Annotated in this window: 21 protein-coding genes; 11 read left to right on the forward strand and 10 right to left on the reverse strand. The window is 62.9% G+C overall.

The genetic code is table 11. The features are described from left to right. Positions 1 to 50: 50 nt before the first annotated feature. Both cbiB and OGR47_RS14730 read left to right on the forward strand, forming a co-directional pair. The gene (cbiB, locus tag OGR47_RS14725) at positions 51 to 1,007 is read left to right on the forward strand and encodes an adenosylcobinamide-phosphate synthase CbiB (RefSeq protein WP_165053108.1); all 957 of its coding nucleotides are present in this window, start codon (positions 51 to 53) and stop codon (positions 1,005 to 1,007) included. Between the two features lie 147 nt (positions 1,008 to 1,154). Continuing rightward, positions 1,155 to 2,411 (forward strand): polyhydroxyalkanoate depolymerase, encoded by a 1,257-nt coding sequence (locus tag OGR47_RS14730; protein ID WP_165053110.1) that lies wholly within the window; start codon positions 1,155 to 1,157, stop codon positions 2,409 to 2,411. Between the two features lie 78 nt (positions 2,412 to 2,489). On the opposite strand, the gene OGR47_RS14735 is transcribed toward OGR47_RS14730, so the two are convergent. Then, complete coding sequence (locus OGR47_RS14735) at positions 2,490 to 3,545, reverse strand: WcbI family polysaccharide biosynthesis putative acetyltransferase (protein ID WP_165053112.1); 1,056 nt, start codon at positions 3,543 to 3,545, stop codon at positions 2,490 to 2,492. Between the two features lie 177 nt (positions 3,546 to 3,722). On the opposite strand from OGR47_RS14735, the gene OGR47_RS14740 reads away from it, so the two are divergent. The 4 genes from OGR47_RS14740 to OGR47_RS14755 all read left to right on the forward strand — a co-directional run bounded on the left by OGR47_RS14740 (position 3,723) and on the right by OGR47_RS14755 (position 7,467). Then, entirely contained in the window at positions 3,723 to 4,787 is a 1,065-nt protein-coding gene (locus tag OGR47_RS14740; RefSeq protein ID WP_165053114.1) for a GSCFA domain-containing protein, read from the forward strand. An 88-nt stretch (positions 4,788 to 4,875) separates the two neighbouring features. Next, a complete protein-coding gene (locus tag OGR47_RS14745) occupies positions 4,876 to 5,304 on the forward strand; it encodes an anthrone oxygenase family protein (RefSeq protein ID WP_165053116.1) in 429 nt (142 codons plus the stop codon). Between the two features lie 78 nt (positions 5,305 to 5,382). Beyond that, entirely contained in the window at positions 5,383 to 6,801 is a 1,419-nt protein-coding gene (lpdA, locus tag OGR47_RS14750; protein ID WP_165053119.1) for a dihydrolipoyl dehydrogenase, read from the forward strand. A 78-nt stretch (positions 6,802 to 6,879) separates the two neighbouring features. After that, on the forward strand, positions 6,880 to 7,467 hold the full coding sequence (locus tag OGR47_RS14755) for a hypothetical protein (protein WP_165053123.1): 588 nt from the start codon (positions 6,880 to 6,882) through the stop codon (positions 7,465 to 7,467). Positions 7,468 to 7,605: 138 nt separating this feature from the next. On the opposite strand, the gene OGR47_RS14760 is transcribed toward OGR47_RS14755, so the two are convergent. Next, positions 7,606 to 7,737, reverse strand: a complete 132-nt coding sequence (locus OGR47_RS14760) for a hypothetical protein (protein ID WP_256367639.1) — start codon at positions 7,735 to 7,737, stop codon at positions 7,606 to 7,608. 262 nt (positions 7,738 to 7,999) lie between these two features. Then, a complete protein-coding gene (locus OGR47_RS14765; protein WP_165053126.1) occupies positions 8,000 to 8,608 on the reverse strand; it encodes a L,D-transpeptidase in 609 nt (202 codons plus the stop codon). 242 nt (positions 8,609 to 8,850) lie between these two features. On the opposite strand from OGR47_RS14765, the gene OGR47_RS14770 reads away from it, so the two are divergent. Next, positions 8,851 to 9,780 carry a histone deacetylase family protein gene (locus tag OGR47_RS14770; RefSeq protein WP_165053131.1) on the forward strand — a complete coding sequence of 310 codons (930 nt, stop codon included), beginning with the start codon at positions 8,851 to 8,853 and terminating at the stop codon, positions 9,778 to 9,780. Here the strand turns inward: OGR47_RS14770 and OGR47_RS14775 are convergent. The 4 genes from OGR47_RS14775 to OGR47_RS14790 form a co-directional block, all read right to left on the reverse strand. Continuing rightward, entirely contained in the window at positions 9,759 to 11,240 is a 1,482-nt protein-coding gene (locus tag OGR47_RS14775; protein ID WP_165053134.1) for a hypothetical protein, read from the reverse strand. The two genes, OGR47_RS14770 and OGR47_RS14775, sit on opposite strands and share 22 nt — an antisense overlap. A 233-nt stretch (positions 11,241 to 11,473) precedes the next feature. Further along, entirely contained in the window at positions 11,474 to 11,599 is a 126-nt protein-coding gene (gene ykgO, locus OGR47_RS14780) for a type B 50S ribosomal protein L36 (RefSeq protein ID WP_036283477.1), read from the reverse strand. Positions 11,600 to 11,837: 238 nt separating this feature from the next. Further along, positions 11,838 to 12,563 carry a 7-cyano-7-deazaguanine synthase QueC gene (gene queC / locus OGR47_RS14785; RefSeq protein ID WP_165053137.1) on the reverse strand — a complete coding sequence of 242 codons (726 nt, stop codon included), beginning with the start codon at positions 12,561 to 12,563 and terminating at the stop codon, positions 11,838 to 11,840. Between the two features lie 132 nt (positions 12,564 to 12,695). After that, on the reverse strand, positions 12,696 to 14,237 hold the full coding sequence (locus OGR47_RS14790; RefSeq protein ID WP_165053141.1) for a sensor histidine kinase: 1,542 nt from the start codon (positions 14,235 to 14,237) through the stop codon (positions 12,696 to 12,698). 132 nt (positions 14,238 to 14,369) lie between these two features. On the opposite strand from OGR47_RS14790, the gene OGR47_RS14795 reads away from it, so the two are divergent. From OGR47_RS14795 to OGR47_RS14810, 4 genes are all read left to right on the forward strand, one after another. Beyond that, positions 14,370 to 14,981 (forward strand): glutathione S-transferase family protein, encoded by a 612-nt coding sequence (locus OGR47_RS14795; RefSeq protein ID WP_165053144.1) that lies wholly within the window; start codon positions 14,370 to 14,372, stop codon positions 14,979 to 14,981. Continuing rightward, positions 14,981 to 15,631, forward strand: a complete 651-nt coding sequence (locus OGR47_RS14800; RefSeq protein WP_165053147.1) for a uracil-DNA glycosylase family protein — start codon at positions 14,981 to 14,983, stop codon at positions 15,629 to 15,631. Before OGR47_RS14795 ends, OGR47_RS14800 begins: the two co-directional genes overlap by 1 nt. Beyond that, entirely contained in the window at positions 15,628 to 16,473 is an 846-nt protein-coding gene (gene kdsA / locus OGR47_RS14805; RefSeq protein ID WP_165053150.1) for a 3-deoxy-8-phosphooctulonate synthase, read from the forward strand. Before OGR47_RS14800 ends, kdsA begins: the two co-directional genes overlap by 4 nt. Positions 16,474 to 16,559: 86 nt before the next feature. Continuing rightward, positions 16,560 to 16,943, forward strand: a complete 384-nt coding sequence (locus OGR47_RS14810) for a hypothetical protein (protein WP_165053153.1) — start codon at positions 16,560 to 16,562, stop codon at positions 16,941 to 16,943. A gap of 136 nt (positions 16,944 to 17,079) precedes the next feature. Here the strand turns inward: OGR47_RS14810 and OGR47_RS14815 are convergent, their stop codons facing one another. From OGR47_RS14815 to OGR47_RS14825, 3 genes are all read right to left on the reverse strand, one after another. Then, the gene (locus tag OGR47_RS14815) at positions 17,080 to 17,799 is read right to left on the reverse strand and encodes a hypothetical protein (protein ID WP_165053156.1); all 720 of its coding nucleotides are present in this window, start codon (positions 17,797 to 17,799) and stop codon (positions 17,080 to 17,082) included. 180 nt (positions 17,800 to 17,979) lie between these two features. Then, positions 17,980 to 18,441 carry a preQ(1) synthase gene (gene queF / locus OGR47_RS14820; RefSeq protein ID WP_165053159.1) on the reverse strand — a complete coding sequence of 154 codons (462 nt, stop codon included), beginning with the start codon at positions 18,439 to 18,441 and terminating at the stop codon, positions 17,980 to 17,982. A gap of 66 nt (positions 18,442 to 18,507) precedes the next feature. Then, positions 18,508 to 19,239, reverse strand: a complete 732-nt coding sequence (locus tag OGR47_RS14825) for a hypothetical protein (RefSeq protein ID WP_165053162.1) — start codon at positions 19,237 to 19,239, stop codon at positions 18,508 to 18,510. Between the last annotated feature and the right edge of the window lie 64 nt (positions 19,240 to 19,303).

Genomic DNA, 19,303 nt, shown 5'->3' on the forward strand with positions numbered 1-19,303 from the left:
GCGCGTCGGGAATGACAGGGTCGTCGTCGCGGGCTGTCTCTGACGACCGCATGACCACCGCAACGGCCCTCCTCGCGCTCGCCATCGAAGCAAGCGCCGGCTATCCCGACCCGCTGTTCCGGCGCGTGGGCCATCCTGTCACATGGGCCGGCGCGCTTATCTCGGCGCTCGACAAGCGCCTCAATCTCGAAGGCGACTCTTTCGCCCTGCGCCGCGCCAAAGGCATTGCCGCGCTCGTCGCGCTCGCCGCGACGGCGCTCGTCGCGGGCTCTCTCATCGACAGCGTCGCCCTCTCGCTGCCTTACGGCTGGATCGCGCTTGCTGTCCTCTCATCGAGCCTCCTCGCGCAAAGGAGCCTTTACGCCCATGTGGCGGATGTCGCGCGCGGGCTCTCACGCTCGCTCGACGACGGCCGCCAAGAGGTCGGCAAAATTGTCGGCCGCGATGTCTCTTTGCTCGACGAGGCCGGCGTCGCCCGCGCGGCCATCGAAAGTCTCGCCGAGAATTTCTCCGACGGCGTCGTGGCGCCCGCGCTGTTTCTCGCGCTCTTTGGCCTGCCAGGCGCGCTGCTCTACAAGGCGGTCAACACCGCCGACAGCATGATCGGCCACAGGTCGCCACGCTATCTCGCTTTTGGCTGGGCGGCGGCGCGCTGCGACGATGTTTTCAACCTGATCCCCGCCCGCATGGCGGCGGGGCTAATCGTCGCAGCCGCATGGGCGACCGGCGCGTCGGCGCAAGGCGCCTATGAGACAGCCTTGCGCGACGCTTCCAAGCACGCTTCGCCCAATGCCGGCTGGCCGGAAGCGGCGATGGCCGGCGCCTTGGGACTTTCGCTCGGCGGTCCGCGCAGCTATCACGAACTTGAAATCTCCGGCGCCACCCTGGGGACAGGACGGCGCGAGGCGACAGCCGACGATATTTTTCGCGGCCTGACGATTTACAAGGCGGCGCTTGCCGTGCTTTGGCTTATAATAGTCGTCGGCGCCCTCGCGGGCGCTAGATAGTCTGTTTTTCAAGGACAATCGCGAGATCCTTTCCCCCGGACGACCAGGTAGAGCTCGCCCTTTCATTTTCCCAGAATTCGAATATGTTAAGGGAGATTGTGCAGCGCAACATAACGGAGGCGTAGAAGCGCCAGGAGACGCGTGATTATGGACCGTATGTCGTACCAGGTTTATGAGATGCTGCATCTGGCCTTCGCGCCTGCGCGCGCGGCGACCGACGCCCTGCTCCATACGATCAAGAGCCCTTTAAACCCATTTTCGCATACGTCCTTCGGGCGCAGCATCGCCGCTTCCGCCGAACTCTTCGAGCGTATGACGCGCCGCTACGGCAAGCCCCTCTTCGGACTCGATACGACGACCATCGATGGCGTCGAGGTCTCGATCGTCGAAGAGCATGTCTGGATGAAGCCCTTCTGCAGCCTGCTGCATTTCAAGCGGGCCTTCGAGGGCGAGGAGCCGAGCCAGTCAAAGCTGCTGATCGTGGCGCCCATGTCGGGCCATTACGCCACGCTGCTGCGCGGCACCGTCGAAGCCTTTCTGCCGACCCACGACGTCTACATCACCGACTGGGCCGACGCGCGCACCGTGCCGCTGATCGACGGCAGTTTCGATCTAGACGATTACATCGACTATCTCGAAGACATGCTGCGCCATCTGGCGCAGGACGGCAGGCCGGTTCATACGCTCGGCGTCTGCCAAGCGTCTGTCCCGCTGATCTGCGCCATCGCCGCGATGGAAGCGGCGAATGATCCCGCCGCGCCGGACTCGATGGTCCTGATGGGCGGCCCGATCGATCCGCGCGTGAATCCGACGGCCGTGAACCAGCTCGCGGAAAAGCGCGGGATCGACTGGTTCCGTCGTCACTGCATTCATACCGTGCCCTTCCCGCACGCCGGCATGGGCCGCGAGGTCTATCCCGGCTTCCTGCAGCTTTCGGGCTTCATGGCGATGAACATCGAGCGCCATGTCTCGGCGCATGTCGAAATGTTCAACCATCTCGTCGAGGGCGATGGCGACTCCGCGGAAAAGCATCGCGACTTCTACGACGAATATCTCGCCGTGATGGATCTCACTGCTGAATTCTATTTGCAGACGGTGGAGCATGTCTTCATCCGGCACGAGGTGCCGCTCGGCCTGTTGCGCCATCGCGGCGAACTCGTCGACCTCGCGGCGATCCGCCGCACCGCGCTGCTGACCGTCGAGGGCGAGAAGGACGATATTTCAGGCGTCGGCCAGACATTTGCGGCGCAGGCGCTCTGCCCCAGCATCCCCGATGCGCGCAAGGCGCACCATCTGCAACTGGGCGTCGGTCATTACGGCGTCTTCAACGGCTCGCGCTTCCGCCGCGACATTGCGCCGCGCATTTGCGCCTTCACCGGCGAGATCGAGAAAGTCGAAGCTTGACGCGCCAGGACCGCGCGCCTTCAGGCGCGCTCAAGGAAGGGGAGCGAGCCTGAAGGCTCGCGGGTCCCCGCTTGCGGCTCACAACGTCGGCGTCAACCCAGCTTTGAGGTTTTCGCGGGCGAGACCAAGGAGCAGATTTTTCGTGTTCTCATCCGCGATCCACGCGTCGACGCGCGGATTGGAGAGCCGCTCGGGGCCCGTCTTTTCATAGGTCTTGAACGACGCCGCGAGATATTGTGGCAGGTTGAGAAAATCGCCGACCGAATTGGCGAGATGATGGTTCTGCAGCTTGAACAGATAGCCGCCCTGTGCGCCGAACACTTTCGCGATCCCCGGATAGACCGGGAAGATTTCCGCGCGCGCGAGATCGTGGATTTCGTAATAGTTGAAATCCGTCGACGGCGGCTTCAGGCCGACTTTCTCCCACATCCGCCGCGCAATATCGAAGAGCACGAAGCTCTTGGGATGCAAGATGCTGTACATGAAGACGCCGCGGCGCGCCCATTTCATGAGGTCTTCCGAGAGATCGACGCCGAAACGCGCTTTCGACGTCTCGAGGAGCTCCCGCGCAGCGTCGTTCCAGACATCGAAATAGCCCAGGGCCTGAAAGACGTTCTCATTGAACAGCGCCCGTGCTTCCTCCACCGAAAGCCCTGCGCGGTAGGCGAAAAGGGCGAGCGCCGAATGATAGGGCCCGACCGGGCCGAAGATGAAGCCGTGCAGCGGCTGCGATTTGTCCTCGATATAGATGAGGTCGGGATGAAACGCCGCGAAACTGATCGCGGGCGTCAGCGTCGTCTTCGGCAGGCGGCTCCGCAGCTCCTCCGAATCTCCGCCGCCGCGCACATGGCCGGCGAGAAAATCATGCGTGAAGATGTAATCGTACGTGTCCAGCGTCCTGACCAGAAGGTCCATCGTGGCCTTGGCGCGGCCGATCGCGGAGAAGTGATCGACCACGGCGCTCGGATTCATGACCTTCATCGCATAGGCGATCCCGAAGGCCTGGCAATTGCCGATAACGGCGATTCGCGGCCCCGAGGTTCGGATAACGCGGCCCGTCAGCTTGGCGATGTGCGGCTCGACCGCATATTGGCGCCAGGTGCGGAAAATCTGCTTGTCGATTTGGGATAACATACGGTCATTCACCAGTTTCGCCGGGGCGCGTCCAGTCTTCCGGCCTTGGGCTGGTGACAAGAGGCGGCGCCGCGTCTATGGTCCGCTCACACGCAACGGCGCGCCATATGCGCAACGAAGACGAGCGCTACGAGGTCCGTTTGCGAAGATCGATTCGAATCGACGAGGAGTTTGCCCTTGGCAGACAACCCCTATAGCTCCCTACCCGACCATCGCTTCTGGCGCAAGGCTGTGACCGGACTGCCGCCCTTCGCCATCGATCCGGTGATTTCCATGCCCTTCAAGATCGCCCGCGAAGACCGCGTGGCGACCGCGGGAAGCTGCTTCGCGCAGGAAATCGCCCATCGCCTGCAGACGAGCGGCTACACCTACTATCTCGCCGAAAAGCCGCCGCAGGGGATGTCGGCCGAGGAAGCGCTGCGGCGCAATTACTCGATGTATTCCTGCCGCTACGGCAATCTCTACACGACCGCGCAATTGCGGCAGCTGATCGAGCGCGTCTACGGGCATTTCACGCCGTCGCTCGATTACTGGAATCGCCCGGAGGACGGCCGCTTTGTCGACCCCTTCCGCCCGCGCATCGAGCCGGACGCCTATGAGACGGTGGAGGCGATGCGCGCCGATCGCGAAAGCCATTTCGCCGCCGTGCGTCACATGCTGGAGACGATGGACGTTTTCGTCTTCACCTTCGGCCACACCGAAACTTGGCGCCACAAGGCGGATGGCGCAATCTTGCAGCTCGCGCCCGGCGTCGCCGGCGGGACATGGGACGAGAACGTTTACGAATTCTACAATATGACGGTCAGCGAAGTCGTGCGCGACTTCCTCGCCGCCGTGGATCGCATTCGCGAAGTCAATCCGAAAGTCCGCATCATCCTGAGCGTGTCGCCGGTCGGGATCATCGCGACCTACGAAGACCGGCACGTCGCCGTCTCCAACGTGGCCGTCAAATCTATTTTGCGGGCGGCGGCGGACGAGGTCGTGCGGGCGCGGCCGAACATCGCCTATTTCCCGTCCTTCGATCTCGTCAACATCTCTCCCAACACGGGACGCTTCTATCGCGACGATACGAGGCGCATCAATGCGCATGGCATCGACCGCACGATGAAGATGTTCTTCGATCACTTCACCGACAAGGCGCGCGAAGAGGAGGCGATTCGTTCGCTCAAATTCGACGTCGCGGCCGAAGCCGAAGCCAGCGCCCGCGTCGTCTGCGACGAGGAGGCAATCGAGTCCGCTTGAGACGGCGTTCGGCGGATCGACAATCGGCAGTCGATCCGCTGGCTTTTGAACTGCCGAAGCCAGACTGTCGATTGCCGGAGGATCGAAGATGATTATTGGCTCACTCGCGCTCGCCGCGGCGGGCGCCTTTACCGGAGCCTCTCTTTACGTGAATTACGTCGAGCAGCCGGCGCGTCTCGCCTTGACCGACGACGCGCTCATCAAGGAATGGGAGCCCTCCGACCATCGCGGCTTCATCGTGCTCGCGGGATTGGCGGCAATTGCCGCATTGTTCGGCTTCATTGCCTATCGGGAGCTCGATGACATCCGCTGGCTGTTCGGCGCGCTCGTCATTCTGGCGTCATGGCCCTACACCTATTGGGCGATCGTGCCGCTCAACAACCGCATCCTCGGCCTCATCGGCGCCGAGGCCGCGCATGAGGCGCGCAAGGTGATCGATCTTTGGGGCAAGCTGGAAATCGGCCAGACCGCAATCGGCGTCCTGGCTGTCGTCATCTTCCTCTGGGCGGCGGGCTAGAGCGCGTTCCACTCGCTTTGGGACGGTGCGAGCGCATTCGCTCCGAGCTTTCGGCGCCAATCTTGAAGAGCGGCATTCATGACTTATGACCTCGTCGTGATCGGGTCCGGGCCGGGCGGCTATGTCTGCGCGATCCGGGCCGCGCAACTTGGCCTGAAAACGGCCGTCGTCGAAAAAGACCCGACCTATGGCGGAACCTGCCTCAACGTCGGCTGCATCCCCTCGAAAGCGCTGCTGCACGCTTCCCATATGTTCGAGGAGGCCGGCCACGGCCTTGCGCCACTCGGCGTGATCGTCGATCCGCCGAAGCTCGATCTCGCGGCGATGATGAGGCACAAGAACGAAACAGTCGGCGCAAATGTCAACGGCGTTGCCTTTTTGTTCAAGAAGAACAAGGTCGTCGCCTATCGCGGCGTCGGCCGACTTGCCGGCGCTGGCAAAGTGGAAGTGACCGGCGCCGATGGCGCGTCGCAGACCATCGAAACGAAGAATATCGTGATCGCGACGGGCTCTGCGGTCGCGCCTTTGCGCGACGCTTCCGGCGCGGAAATCCAGATCGACGAAAAGGTCGTCGTCTCCTCCACCGGCGCGCTGTCGCTGGAAAAGGTCCCGCAGCGCCTCATCGTCATCGGCGCCGGCGTCATCGGGCTGGAGCTCGGCTCGGTCTGGCGGCGGCTTGGCGCACAAGTGACGGCAATCGAATATCTCGACCGCGTGCTGCCGGGCTTCGATTTCGAAGTAGCCAGCCGCTTTCAGAAGCTCCTCGAAAAGCAGGGCTTCGCCTTCAAGCTCTCCTCCAAGGTCACGGGCGTCGCGCGCGAGGGCGAGGGCGAGGGCGTCGTCGTTTCCTACTCCTCCGTCGATGGCGCAACTTCCGATAAGGTCACGGCGGACGTCGTTTTGGTGGCGACGGGCCGCACCCCTTATACGCAGGCGCTCGGGCTCGAAGAGGCGGGCGTCGCCCTGGAGCGCGGGCGCGTCATCATCGACGACCATTTCGCCACCAATATTCCGGGCGTCTACGCCATCGGCGACGTCGTGCGCGGGCCGATGCTCGCCCATAAGGCGGAGGATGAGGGCGTCGCCGTCGCCGAAATCCTCGCGGGCCAGGCCGGCCATGTGAATTACAACGTCATTCCGAGCGTCGTTTACACGATGCCCGAGGTCGCCTCGGTGGGCGTCACGGAGGAAGACGCCAAGGCGAAGGGCCTCAACGTCGCCATCGGCAAATTCCCCTTCTCGGCCAATGGCCGCGCCCGCTCCATGCGCGAGACCGACGGCTTCGTGAAATTCATCGCCGACGCCGCCACCGACCGGGTCGTGGGCGTGCATATTCTCGGCGCCGGCGCCGGCGAGCTGATCGCGGAAGCGGCCGTGCTCATGGAATTCTCAGGCTCTTCCGAGGACCTCGCGCGAACCTGCCACGCCCATCCGACCATGTCAGAGGCAATGAAGGAGGCCGCGCTAGCGGTCGCCAAGCGGGCGATCCATATCTGAGCCATTCCGGCGAGGCCTTGGCGCTTCGGATCGGGCGCTTACATTCTTGCGGGACTGTTGCTGGGAGTGGAGCGCCCGATGGAACAAGTGAATGAATTTCTACGCCGGCTGAAGCCGCGCCTGACGCGGGCCCTTTGGTTCGCGCTGGCGCTTCTTTTCCTGATTGAGAGCTGGTTGTGGGACCATCTCAGGGATGGACTGCGCGCGCTCGAGCGCTGGCTCGGCGTCGAGCGGCTCGAAGCCTGGCTGGAAGGGCTTGTGGCGCGGCTCTCGCCGCCCATGGCGCTCGTCCTTTTCGTCGGGCCGATCATAGCCATATTGCCGCTCAAGATCGCGGCCCTCGCGCTTCTGGCGCATGGCCATATTCTGACGGGCGTCGCCGTCATTCTGCTCGCAAAAATGCTGGCGCTGGGCGTCGAGGCCTTCCTGTTCGACATCTGCCGCGACAAGCTCTTACAGATGCAATGGTTCGCACGTTTCTATTCGATTGTCCTCGACGTGCGCGCCTGGGCGTCGGCGCTCGTGAAGCCCTATAAAGAACGCCTGCTCGAAGGACTCGGCAGGCTGCGCGCCTATGCCGCGTCCTTCCTCGGCGGGAATAGCGAAATCTTGAGAAAACAGATCGCCCGCCTGCGCGCGCTCGTGAAATCGAGGCGCGCGGCGTGAGCGCATTAGGATTTGTCACTCCCGTTCGGGCTGCAGCCCGAACGGGAGTGCAGAGTCACAAGAGCGCGGATTTTGCTCTGGATTTCCGATCGCTCGCTTCGCGAGCGCCGGAATGACGACGAACCGATCGAACGGATATCACTCGCAGATGGCGTAGCCGAAGCAGAAATCCGCTTCCGCCTCCGCGGGGGATTTGAACAAGGCCCCCGCGCTGGCGAAGCTTGCCGCGACCATCAGCAATATGAGACCGAATAGAAGTGATTTTCTCATAAGCCCCTCCCCCAAAATTTCTTGCGCCGCAATATTGGGGGCAGCCCTGCCTCTCAATCGACGCTCATGCGGCCCCTTGGCCGACTAACGCCGATCCTACGGCTCCGGTTCCTCGCAATCATTCGCGCACGCAAGCGTATTTAACGGCGGAGCGCATAGCCGAAGGAGAAGGGCGCACTGGCCGAACGGCAATGCGGACGAAAAAGCCTCCTCGCGCGGGAGGAGGCTTTTGGAAGAAAGGGTTCCAGCTAATTAAGCTGTATCAGATCACGACGACTTTGGTGCCGACCTTCACACGGCCGTACAGGTCGATCGCGTCGATATCGCGCATGCGGATGCAGCCCGAGGAAACGCCCTGGCCGATCTTCTCCGGCTCATTGGTGCCGTGGATGCGGTAAAGCGTGTCCTTGCCTTCCTGATAGAGATAAAGGGCGCGCGAGCCGAGCGGATTATCGGGGCCGCCCGGCAGGCCGCCGGCGTCGGCGGTCGGCTGCAGATGCGGCCAGCGCTGGAGCATGTCCTTGGGCGGAATCCACCGGGGCCATTCCTGCATCGCGCCGACATAGGCGCGGCCGCTCCAACCCATCGCGTCCTGCCCTGTCGCCACGCCGTAACGAACGGCCTTGCCGCCGGGCATGACGTAATAGAGGAAATGCGACCGGGAATCGACGATGATGGTGCCGACCGGCTCATTCGTCTTGTAATCCACGAGATAGCGATCGAACTCGGCGCTGATTTCGGCCTTGGGCGCGAGCGCCATGAATTCAGCATCTCGGCCGGAAAGCTTGGGCTCGGGCAGCCGCGTCCCGCTGTAACAGCCGGCGAGCGCGAGCGCGGAAAGCGCCGTCGCAACCAAAAGCCTCGAATTCATGCCAACACTCCTTTCCGCCGCCAATGGTTGAAAGCCTTAGCACGAACTTGCCCGAGACAATCCGCCTCACCGCCATACTAGGGCCAATATTCCCCCGGTGTTGCCAGGGCGCCACGTTGCAATGCGAAGAAATTGCCCCAAGCGACGCCCCCAGAGGGGTTGACGTCTTTCATTTTTCACAGACATGGGCCAAAAACGTAGGAATCCGGGCGCGAATCGTCCGCCCCGATAGCGGCGATCTTGTGAAAACGCTTCTCGTCACGCATGCGAGCGGTCTCGATCACGAAATGGGTCCGGGGCATCCCGAGCGCCCTGACCGGTTGCGCGCCATCGAGCGGGAGCTGGATGCGGAGCGCTTCCAATCGCTTGCGCGCGTGAACGCGCCGCGCGCGCCGCTCGAGGCCGTTCTGCGCGTGCATCCGCAAAGCTATCTCTCGGCGCTGGAAGAGGCGGAGCCACGCGAAGGCTATGCGGCGCTGGACAGCGACACGCTGATGTGCGCCAAGACGATCGAGGCGGTGTGGCATTCCGCGGGCGGCGCCGTGGCCGCAGTGGACGCCGTGATGAGCGGCGCGGCGGATACTGCTTTCGTCGCCACGCGCCCGCCCGGCCATCACGCCGGCGCACAGACTCCCATGGGCTTCTGCTTCGTGAACAATATTGCGATCGCGGCGCGCCACGCCCAGGCGGCGCATGGCGCGGAGCGAGTCGCTATCGTCGATTTCGACGTGCACCACGGTAATGGCACGCAGGATATTTTCTGGGCCGACGGCAGCGTGCTTTACTGTTCGCTTCATCAGGCGCCGTTTTATCCCGGCACAGGCGGGCGCAACGAAACCGGCGAGCGCGGCACCATCGTCAATGCGCCGCTGTTCGCCGCCTCCTCTGGCCACGCCTTCGAGGAGGCGCTGGTCGACCGCGTCCTGCCGCGGCTGCGAGACTTTGGCCCGGACATACTGCTCATCTCGGCCGGCTTCGACGCCCATGAGCGGGACCCGCTCGGCGGGCTTCTCCTTACCGAGCGGGATTTCAGCGAGACGACGAAGCGCCTGATGGACGTTGCCGACAAGAAATGCGGCGGACGGGTGGTGTCTCTTCTCGAAGGCGGCTACGACCTCGAAGGCTTGAGCCGCAGCGTCGCCGCCCATGTTCAGGCTTTGATGGGCGCCTGAGCGGCGGCTTCCGCCTCGAGATGGGCTCTTTCCGCCCGCGCCAGAATATCGGCGAGGATCAGATCGTCGCGCGACGGCTCCTCCTCGCGGGATTGCTGCAAACGTTGCTGCCGCGCGGCCTCCAGGGCGCCCGCCGTCACCTTGCCCGAGGCGCGCTCCCTTTCGAGCTGCTCGACGAGGTCGCGGTTGGCCTGTTCGAGATGCGCCGTCTGATCGGCGAATCGGCTGCGTTCCGCATTCAGCCGCTCGCCGGAAAGCGCCGCTTTCTGCTCGGATTTTTCAAGCCGGGCGGAAAGGTCGCGCATCGCCCGGATCAGCGAGCGGGCGCGTCTGCTGAGCCGCGCATGCGCACGCTCGCGCGCGTCCAGCTTTTCCTTGAGCGCCAACATATCGGCGGCGGCGGCTTCGGAGTGCTCGGAAAGACGCAGGAGCTTCTGCTCCAGGTCCTGAACCAGACGCTCGCCGACGCGGCACTGGTCGCTTTTCTCCTGCAGCTCGGACCGCGCCTCGACAAGGAGCCGCTCGGCCGCCTGTGCGCGGGAGATCTGCTCATCCAGCTTGGCTTCGAGCTCCGCGATCTGGCGGCGATGCTCTTCGAGCTCCAGGCGCGACGCGGCCTGCGCCCTTTGATGCTCCATATGGGTCGAGGCGATCAGCTCCTCGAGCTTGCCGATCTGGCGCCGCTCGGTTTCGAGGGCGATCTCCAATTCGCGGATGCGCTCGACGAGGCCCCCGGCGTAGACCTTCCCCTCCGCCAGCTCGTTCTGCAGCGCGCCGGCGTGCGTCTGAACTTCGACGAGATTCGCTTGCAGGACGTCGGCGTGCTGGCGTGCGAAGGCGGCTTCGTCCCGCGCCGCGGAAAGATCGAGCTGCAGCTGGGTGATGAGCCTGTCGTTCTTGGCCACGGCGTCCTGCAGATCGTCGAGGTCGCCCTTGAGATGATAGACCTCGGCGCGCTCGGCTTCGTAGGCCTCCTGATACTGCGCGCCGACGCCCTGCGCCTGGCGCAGATCGGCCTCCAGCGTCTCGATCCGCGCTTCATGGGCTTGCGTCGCCTCGCGCAGCCGCTGAGCTTCCAAGGATAGCAAGCTGTTCTCGGTCCGCGCCTCGTCCCTCTCCTCATAGAGCGCGCGGTTTTCTTCTTTCATGTCGGCGAGCGCGCCCTCGGTCAGGGCGATCATCATGCCGCGCTCGACCAGCGCGGCGTTGGTCTCCTCGCGCGCCGCGAGGATATGGCCGATCCAATTCGAGATCTCGACGAAGTGGGCCTTGACCGCGCAAAGCTCCTCGACCTTCTGAACGAGGTCGATGCAGCGGTTCTTGATCTCCTCATCCTCCGCGCCAATTTGATCCAGCGTCCACTCCGGAAAGGATGACGGGTTTTGGGCGCTAGCATCCGCATGGGCGGCGCCTGCGTCCGGAATGGCGTATTGCGCAGGGATATGGAGAAGATCGTTCATGTCGAGCCTTCCTGTTGTGCCTTATGCGCCGCCAGGAGGGACGCATTCAGCCGACCTCAAGGATTTGTCTCGAGCTGAAGATATTCAGGAAAGCATAGCCTGCGAAATTCGGCCTTTTGGTCACGGCCGATACTGGGAAACTACTTAGGCCTTTAGGAATAAGCAAAAGCCGCGAGCCTGTCGGCGTCGCGGCTTTTAAAAAAGGCGTTATTTGCGGGGAAAGCCCCGGACGCTCAGCCCTGGCGGGCCTTGTAGCGCTTCTGCACCTTGTTGATAACGTAAACGCGGCCCTTGCGGCGCACGATCTGGTTGGCGCGATGACGCGAACGCAGGGATTTCAGAGAGTTGCGGACTTTCATCGGTCTATCCTCGGCAATACAACACTGGCCGGGATAACGCCCAGCGCCTCGTTACGGCCGGATATGCCAAATTTTACGCCGTCGATCAAGTCGAAACTGCCAAATTGGTCGTGCGATCGGGAGAATTACGATCTGGCGTCGTTAGCCCAATACCTCTCCTTTACGGGGAGGTCGGCGGCCAAAGGGCGCCGGGTGGGGCTCACGCCGCAGCGATGCATTTGGAACCCGAGCGGTTCCCTCACAGCGTCGCAGCAAATTTCTCCCAGCCCGCCGCGCGCAGCTTGCAGGAGGGACACTCTCCGCAGCCATAGCCCCACTCGAAGCGCTTGCCGCGTTCGCCCAGATAGCAGGTGTGCGATTCCTCCACGATGAGCTCGACGAGCCCCTCGCCGCCGAGGTCGTGCGCCATGCGCCAGGTCGCCGCCTTGTCGATCCACATCAAAGGCGTATGGATTTCGACATCGGTGGCCATGCCGAGGCTCAGTGCCCGGTTCACGGCGCGAATCGTATCGTAGCGGCAGTCCGGATAGCCGGAGTAATCGGTCTCGCACATGCCGCCGACAAGGTCGGCGACGGAGCGCCGGTAGGCGAGCGCGGCCGCGAAAGTCAGAAAGATAATATTGCGGCCGGGAACGAAGGTATTCGGCAGGCCGCCTTCCCCGAGCGAGATTTCCGCTTCTCGCGTCAGCGCCGTTTCGGAGACGGCCCCGAGCGCCTCGAGCGAAATCGTATGATCCTCGCCGAGCCGCGAGCGCCATAGCGGCGAGAGCGCGGCGAGGCCCTCACGCAAGACCGCGCGCTGCGCAAGCTCGATGCGATGGCGTTGGCCGTAATCGAAGCCCACAGTCTCGACGCGGGCGAAATGCGCCAGCGCCCAGGCGAGGCAGGTGGTCGAATCCTGTCCGCCAGAAAAAAGCACCAGCGCGGCGGTGTCGGCGGCGGGATTTGCGTCATGGGTGGTCATGCGACGAAACTAGCGCGCTTTCCACGCCCATGGAATTGCCGATGGAGCGCTCTTGGCCATGATGGTCATTCCCGACGGGCCGAAGGCCCGATCGAAAATCCAGAGCAAAAGCCGCTGATGCTGATTAGGCCGTCACGCCGCTGAACGGCGCTCGGCGCTCTGGGCCGCCGGAGTCTCGAATTTCGGCAGAGCGTTCATCACGCGCTGCGGCGGAAAGATCACGATCGCCTCCGTGCCCTCGCGCGCTTTGGACTTTAGCATGAATTGGCCGCCATGCAGCTCGACGAGCCCCTTGACGATCGGCAGGCCGAGTCCGGTGCCCTCGTCGGCGTTCTTTTGCGCGAGGGTGCCGCGCCCGAAGGACGACATGACGACGGCGATTTCCGCCTCCGGGATGCCGGGTCCGGTGTCTTTGATGGCGACATATTGCCCGCCGGCGCTGGTCCAGCCCACCTTCAGCGTCACCTGCCCGCCCTGCGGCGTGAATTTGATGGCGTTGGTGAGAAGGTTGAGAACAACCTGGCGCACCGCGCGTTCATCCGCCCAGATCCGCGGCAGGCTCGGCTCCAGCGCCTCGATCAATTTGATGTCGCGCTTCTGGGCGCGGATCGTCAACAAATAGCGGCACTCCTGCGCGAGGTTTACCAGCGAGACGCTCTCCTCCTTCAACTCGTAGCGACCCGCCTCCACGCGCGAGAGATCCAGAATTTCATTGATCAGCATCAGAAGATGCTGGCCGCTCGAATGAATATCGCTGGAATATTCCTTATAGGCAGGATTGGAATGCGGGCCGAAAAGCTCGTTTTTGAGCACCTCGGAAAAGCCCAGGATCGCGTTGAGCGGCGTGCGCAGCTCATGGCTCATGGTCGCCAGGAAACGCGATTTCGCTAGATTGGCCTCTTCCGCCCGGCGGCGCGCTTCGTCGGAATTTGCCTTGGCCTGTTCCAGCTCGGCGATGAGCTCGTTCTTTTCGGCGCGGAAGAACAAGCTTTCGGAGGCGAGCTGGTGAAAGCGTTTGGCCAGAACATAGAAAAAGACCTGGCTCGCAGCCACCATTGCGACAAGAGGAGCGATGGTCTGGGCGCCGCGCGCGGCAATGGCGATATAGACGACGCTCGCCAACGAGGCCGGCAGAATCGCCGCGTAAACGGCCGCCGGAATCGTCGCCGTCACCATTGTGTTGAAGGCGGAGGAGAGCAGCATCATGCAGATGACGAGCGTGCGGGCGTTGGGGTCGCCTACGCTCAGGAGGGTCGCCGCGACGCCGGCCCAGACGAAGCCATGAACTAGCTCCGTGACGACGAATTTGGTGCGCCACTCCTTGACCGTGATCTTGGAATCCTCCCGGCCGAGCAAGCTCTTGGCCGTGCCGTAGCAGAGGATGAGGCTCGAAAAGGCGAGAACGAGCCAGATGATGATCCGTTGGCTCGGGACCCAATAAAGGGCCAGAAAGGACATCATCAGAATGAGCGCCACCGCCGACACGGCGGAACTGACGCGCGTTTCGGCATAGGCCCGCAGCAGCTCGAGATCGGCCCCGCGATATCCGGTGTCGGAGGTCGTGAGACGTTCTCTCGCCTGGCGCACGCGGGCGCCGAGCCGACGCTTTTGCGTCGCAGTTTGTGGATCGAGCCCGCGGCCGCGCTCGATCATTTCCGCGGTGACTTCACTCATTTTACACACGCACGAAGTTACTGCGTCGGAAGCCGACGAATGTGATAATCCCCAGTAAATGTTAACAGCCTCCTCACAAGCCGCCACGCTTTCGACGAAATTCTGAATTGCAGGTAAACAAAGAGGTCCGCGATGCTTCTTTACGATACGGCGCTCGCCCCCAACTCCAAGAGGGTTCGGATTTTCCTCGCGGAGAAGGGGATTTCCATACCCATGCGCAGCGTCGATCTGCTCGCGCTCGAACAAAAAGGCGAGGATTTCAGGCGCATCAACCCGATGGGCGCCGTCCCGGCCCTCGCCCTCGACGACGGGGAAGTCCTTACTGAATCCGTCGCCATCTGCCGCTACATCGAGTGGCTCCATCCTGAGCCGCCGCTCCTCGGGCGCGACGGGCGCGAGCAGGCTTTCGTGGAGATGTGGCAAAGGCGCATGGAGTTTTCCCTCTTCCTGCCGGTGGCCATGGTTTTCCGCCATACCCACCCGAAGCTCGCGGCGATGCAGCAGCCCCAGCTCCCGGACTACGCCGCGTCACTGCGGCCGCGTGCGATCGAGGTCATGCGCTTCCTCGACGGCGAGCTGTCGGGGCGCCCCTATGTCGCAGGAGACGCGTTTACCGTCGCCGACATCACCGCCTTCGTCGCGATGGGGCTTACGAAGCTTGCGGGAATCGAGGTCCCGGACGACCTGCTCCACCTCGCCCGCTGGCGGCAAGACGTCTCGGCGCGTCCGAGCGCAGCGGCCTGATGGCCTCAGGCAAGCGACAGCGGCTGGAGGCGCTTGCCGAGCGGATTCGCGCCTGCCGCCATTGCGCCGAGGCGCCGGCCCCCCTGCCCCATGCGCCCCGACCGGTCCTGCGGGTTTCGCCCACCGCGCGCCTGCTCGTCGCAAGCCAGGCGCCCGGCAATCTGGTCAATCAGACCGGCATTCCTTTCAACGACCCGTCCGGCGAGCGGCTGCGCGATTGGATGGGCGTCGACCGCGACGCTTTCTACGACGTCTCGCGCATCGCCATCGTCCCCATGGGGTTCTGCTTTCCCGGCAATGACGCCGCCGGCGGCGATCTGCCGCCGCGCCCCGAATGCCGCAAGCTGTGGCACGACGCGCTTTTCGAGGTGATGCCGCAGATCGAAACGGTGCTCGCCATCGGCCGCTATGCGCAGACCTACCACTTCGCCCGGCTCGGCCATGTGCTGCCGAAATCGGCCGGCGTCTCTCAGACCGTCGCCGGTTGGCGCGCGTTTCAGGGCGGAAAGCCGCTGATCTTCCCCCTGCCCCACCCCTCCTGGCGCAACACCGGCTGGCTCAAGAAAAATCCATGGTTCGAGGCGGAGGTCCTGCCGGCTCTGCGCGCCGAGGTCGCGCGGCTGGTCGGCATACCGGGAAAAGAGCCATGAGCATCGTTGCTGTGGGAGAGGGCGCGCGCCAAGTCTCGTTCGGCAACGACCGGCCCTTGGCGCTGATCGCCGGGCCCTGCGCGCTGGAGAGCCGGGAAATGGCGCTCGAGGTCGCGGCGGAATTGGCGCTTCTGTCGGACCGGCTCGGGATCGGCGTGGTCTTCAAGGCCTCCTTCGACAAGGCCAATCGCACCAGCTCAGACGCCCCGCGCGGCCTGGGTCTCGAGGCCTCTCTGCCGATCCTCGCAGAGGTGAAGGAAAAGACCGGCCTTCCCGTCACCACCGACGTGCATGAAAGCTGGCAATGCGCCCGCGTCGCCGAGGTCGTCGATCTCCTGCAGATTCCGGCCTTCCTGTGCCGGCAGACCGATCTCATCGTCGCGGCGGCGCGGACCGGGCGACCGGTGAATATCAAGAAGGGCCAGTTTCTCGCGCCCTGGGATATGGAATATCCCGCGGAAAAGGCCCGCGCGGCGGGCGCCGCCGGCGTTCTCCTCACCGAGCGCGGAACGAGCTTCGGCTATAACGCGCTCGTCGCCGACATGCGCGCCCTTCCGATCATGCAGGAGACCGGCGCGCAGGTGATTTTCGACGCGACGCATAGCGTCCAGCAGCCTGGCGGGCGCGGCGGCTCCTCGGGGGGAGACAGGCGCTTCGTGGCCGCGCTGGCGCGGGCGGCGGTCGCCGTGGGCGTCGCAGGGCTGTTCGTGGAAACCCATCCAAATCCCGACGCCGCCCTCTCCGACAGCGCCACGCAGCTTCCGCTGCGCGACCTTGGGCCCTTGGTCGAAACGCTCATGGGCTTCGACCGCCTGGCCAAATCGTTCACGGCAAGTTCATGAGATATCGGCGACAATCTTCGCCGGTTCTTGAAAGCGCTTTGGAGAACGACATTTCCCAAGCGTCCCCGCCCGAAAGGAAACGCACGATGGACAAAAAGACAGCCGGCCTCGTCGGCGCCATATCGGCTCTGACCCCCCTGGCGGCGACGGCCGCCCCGGCGGTCAAGACGCTGGCGGAAGTCATGACGCCGACCTCATACGCCGAACTCCTCCAGCCGATTCCCAATGCGGCCGAACTCCTGAAGGAAGCCGCCGCCGCGGCGCCCCAGTCCGAGGCCAGGGTTGAGCAGGCTCAATATTACTACCCGAACTACAATTATTATTATCCGCCGCGCCGGCGCTATTATCACCATCACCATCATCACCATCATCATAACAACTATTGGGGCGGCTACGGCGGTTGGGGGCCCTATTACCACCATCACCATCACCACCACCATCATCACAATAGTTACTGGGGCGGCTACTGAAGAACTCGCTTTGGGGCTTTGCCATTTCCGGCGGGCTGACAGCCTGGCCGGGAATCCAGAGCTACAAGAGCGTTGGTTTTGCGCCGGATTCCCGATCGCTCGCTTCGCGAGCGTCGGGAATGACAATGAAAAGGCTTCAGCCTTCCGACAATTTCCGCGCCGCCCCATGCATGCGGCGATAGGTCCCGTCGAACACCGTGTCGGTCGTCGAGAGCCATTGCGAATCGGCGCCGAGCGTCTGGCGGCTTGCATAGATGCGCCGCGACTGTAGCTCCCGCTCCGCCGCCTCTTCCTCGCTCATCGCAACCAGCTCGATGTCGCATTCGGCCGGGACCATGGTGAATTGCGCCATGGGCGCATTCGGCCGGAAGATGTGCGTCTGCCCCTCTGGCGGCGACTTGAAGACGATGAAATAGAGCATCGGCCACCATTCGCGGATCAGCGCCGGCACGGCGATCGGCGCCGTTCCCGTGGTGTCCGTATAGAAGCTTGGATGCGTCTCGACCTTCATCGCATAACCCGGCTCGGCCTTGAGATCGAGCAGGATCTGATAGGTGTAAAAGGACTCACCGAAGTTCCTGAAAGGCGGCCAGTTGCGGCCGGGCGTCGGCGGCGGGCCGAAATCGCCCTCCATTAAAAGCTTGCCGCCTCTGGTCGAGACGTGAAGCTCATTGTCATAGGGGTAGAAGACCTCCACCCCATATTTCGCGGCCTCGGTGAAAGGCACGCAGTGCCAGGCGTATTCATGCGATCCGTCGGTCCGCCGCTCCGGCTCGCCCGCCCAGCCCGGAATTTCGAGCTTGGTGCGCCGCGGGCGTAAATCCTCGCCGCTCATCCGGTATTTGATCTTTTGCATCTTGCGCCTCCGGGCGGTGGAACGCGTTCAAGCGCTCTCCAAAAGCGGCAAATTTGGGAGCCGGTCGGCTAGCGCGCTTTCCGTTCGCATGGAATCATGCGAGCGATGAGAAAGCGCGCAGACACAAAAAGCTAGAGCCCATTCTTTCCGCAAAAGTCTATTAACTTTTGCGAATGCGCTCTAGCCGCGCCCGCGATAGGGCGGCACGCCCTGATCCGGCAGCCACAGCCCCTCCGGGGGCGCGCCGGTCTGCCAGAAGACGTCGATCGGAATGCCGCCACGCGGATACCAATAGCCGCCGATGCGCAGCCATTTTGGCGTCATCGCCCCGACGAGATCGCGCGCGATGCGCAGCGTGCAATCCTCGTGAAACGCGCCGTGATTACGGAAGCTCCCAAGATAGAGCTTAAGCGACTTCGATTCGACCAGCCAGTCGCCCGGAACATAATCGATCACGACATGGGCGAAGTCGGGCTGGCCAGTCACCGGGCAGAGGGAGGTGAACTCCGGCGCGGTGAAGCGCACGAGATAGGCCGCGTCCTTGTGCGGATTGGGCACGAGGTCGAGCTCGGCCTCATCGGGCGAAGCGGGCAGCGGCGCTTTCTCACCGAGGAGGAGCGCACCTTCATGGGTCTTGGTCATGGGGGTTAAAGATAACGCGGGGCCGGCCCCGTCAAGCGATCTCTATCCTTGCACAGGGGAAGGCCGTCAAAAGACGCTAAACCTAATTCCCCCTGAAATATAGTTCGAAGACTGGTCTTTTATGATGACTCCGTAGATCCCCGAGCGATGATGCACGCGAATGAAGACCTCGAAAGGCGAATCCTTGCTCGGCGAAAAAGTAAACTCGGGAACAAGGAAGCTCAAAAAGCGACTCGTCCTGCCATTCTGACCGACCTGACGTTTTTCCCATTCGGGTATCGACGTATCGTAGCTGACCCCGAAGAGTCCAAGACGAAAATTGGTGTAGACATAGTCATTCCAGGGAAAATACTTCCAACGTACCATAGGCTCAAGATTAAATTCGGTTTGATGCGACCAGCCGAAGTGCTTCGCGATCCCTCCTTCTATTTCGAGGTCGATAGGGATGCTCTCGAAGCGGTATGCGGTGTAAATGGCGTGGACATCGACAAGTGAGTCCGACTGGATTTTCGGCTGCCAGGGCCGGAGAACGGTGACGCCAATCAGGGATTGTTCACTGAGCGCGCCAACATAGGCCCCGATTCGGAGCGTCGGCTGAGGGTTGGGGGCTAGAAATTGCCCGCTCACGGGCGATTGTCGCCAAAACGATGGGAGGACCCCGAGTTCCTCCGCCCTTGATGCGACTGACCCGACGCCAAAATACATAATTGAAACAGCTACGATAAAGATATAACTGGAGCTATGCCATAAGCGCATAAGGCAAAGCTGACGTTGTTTAAAACAGAGGATATCGTTCATTTTCCCTCGCACGAAAAAATAGACTAATGGCTACGCTTTTCGTGCGGAAGAATGACTTGATTGC

The organism is Methylocystis sp. MJC1 (genome assembly GCF_026427715.1).
GTDB lineage: Bacteria > Pseudomonadota > Alphaproteobacteria > Rhizobiales > Beijerinckiaceae > Methylocystis.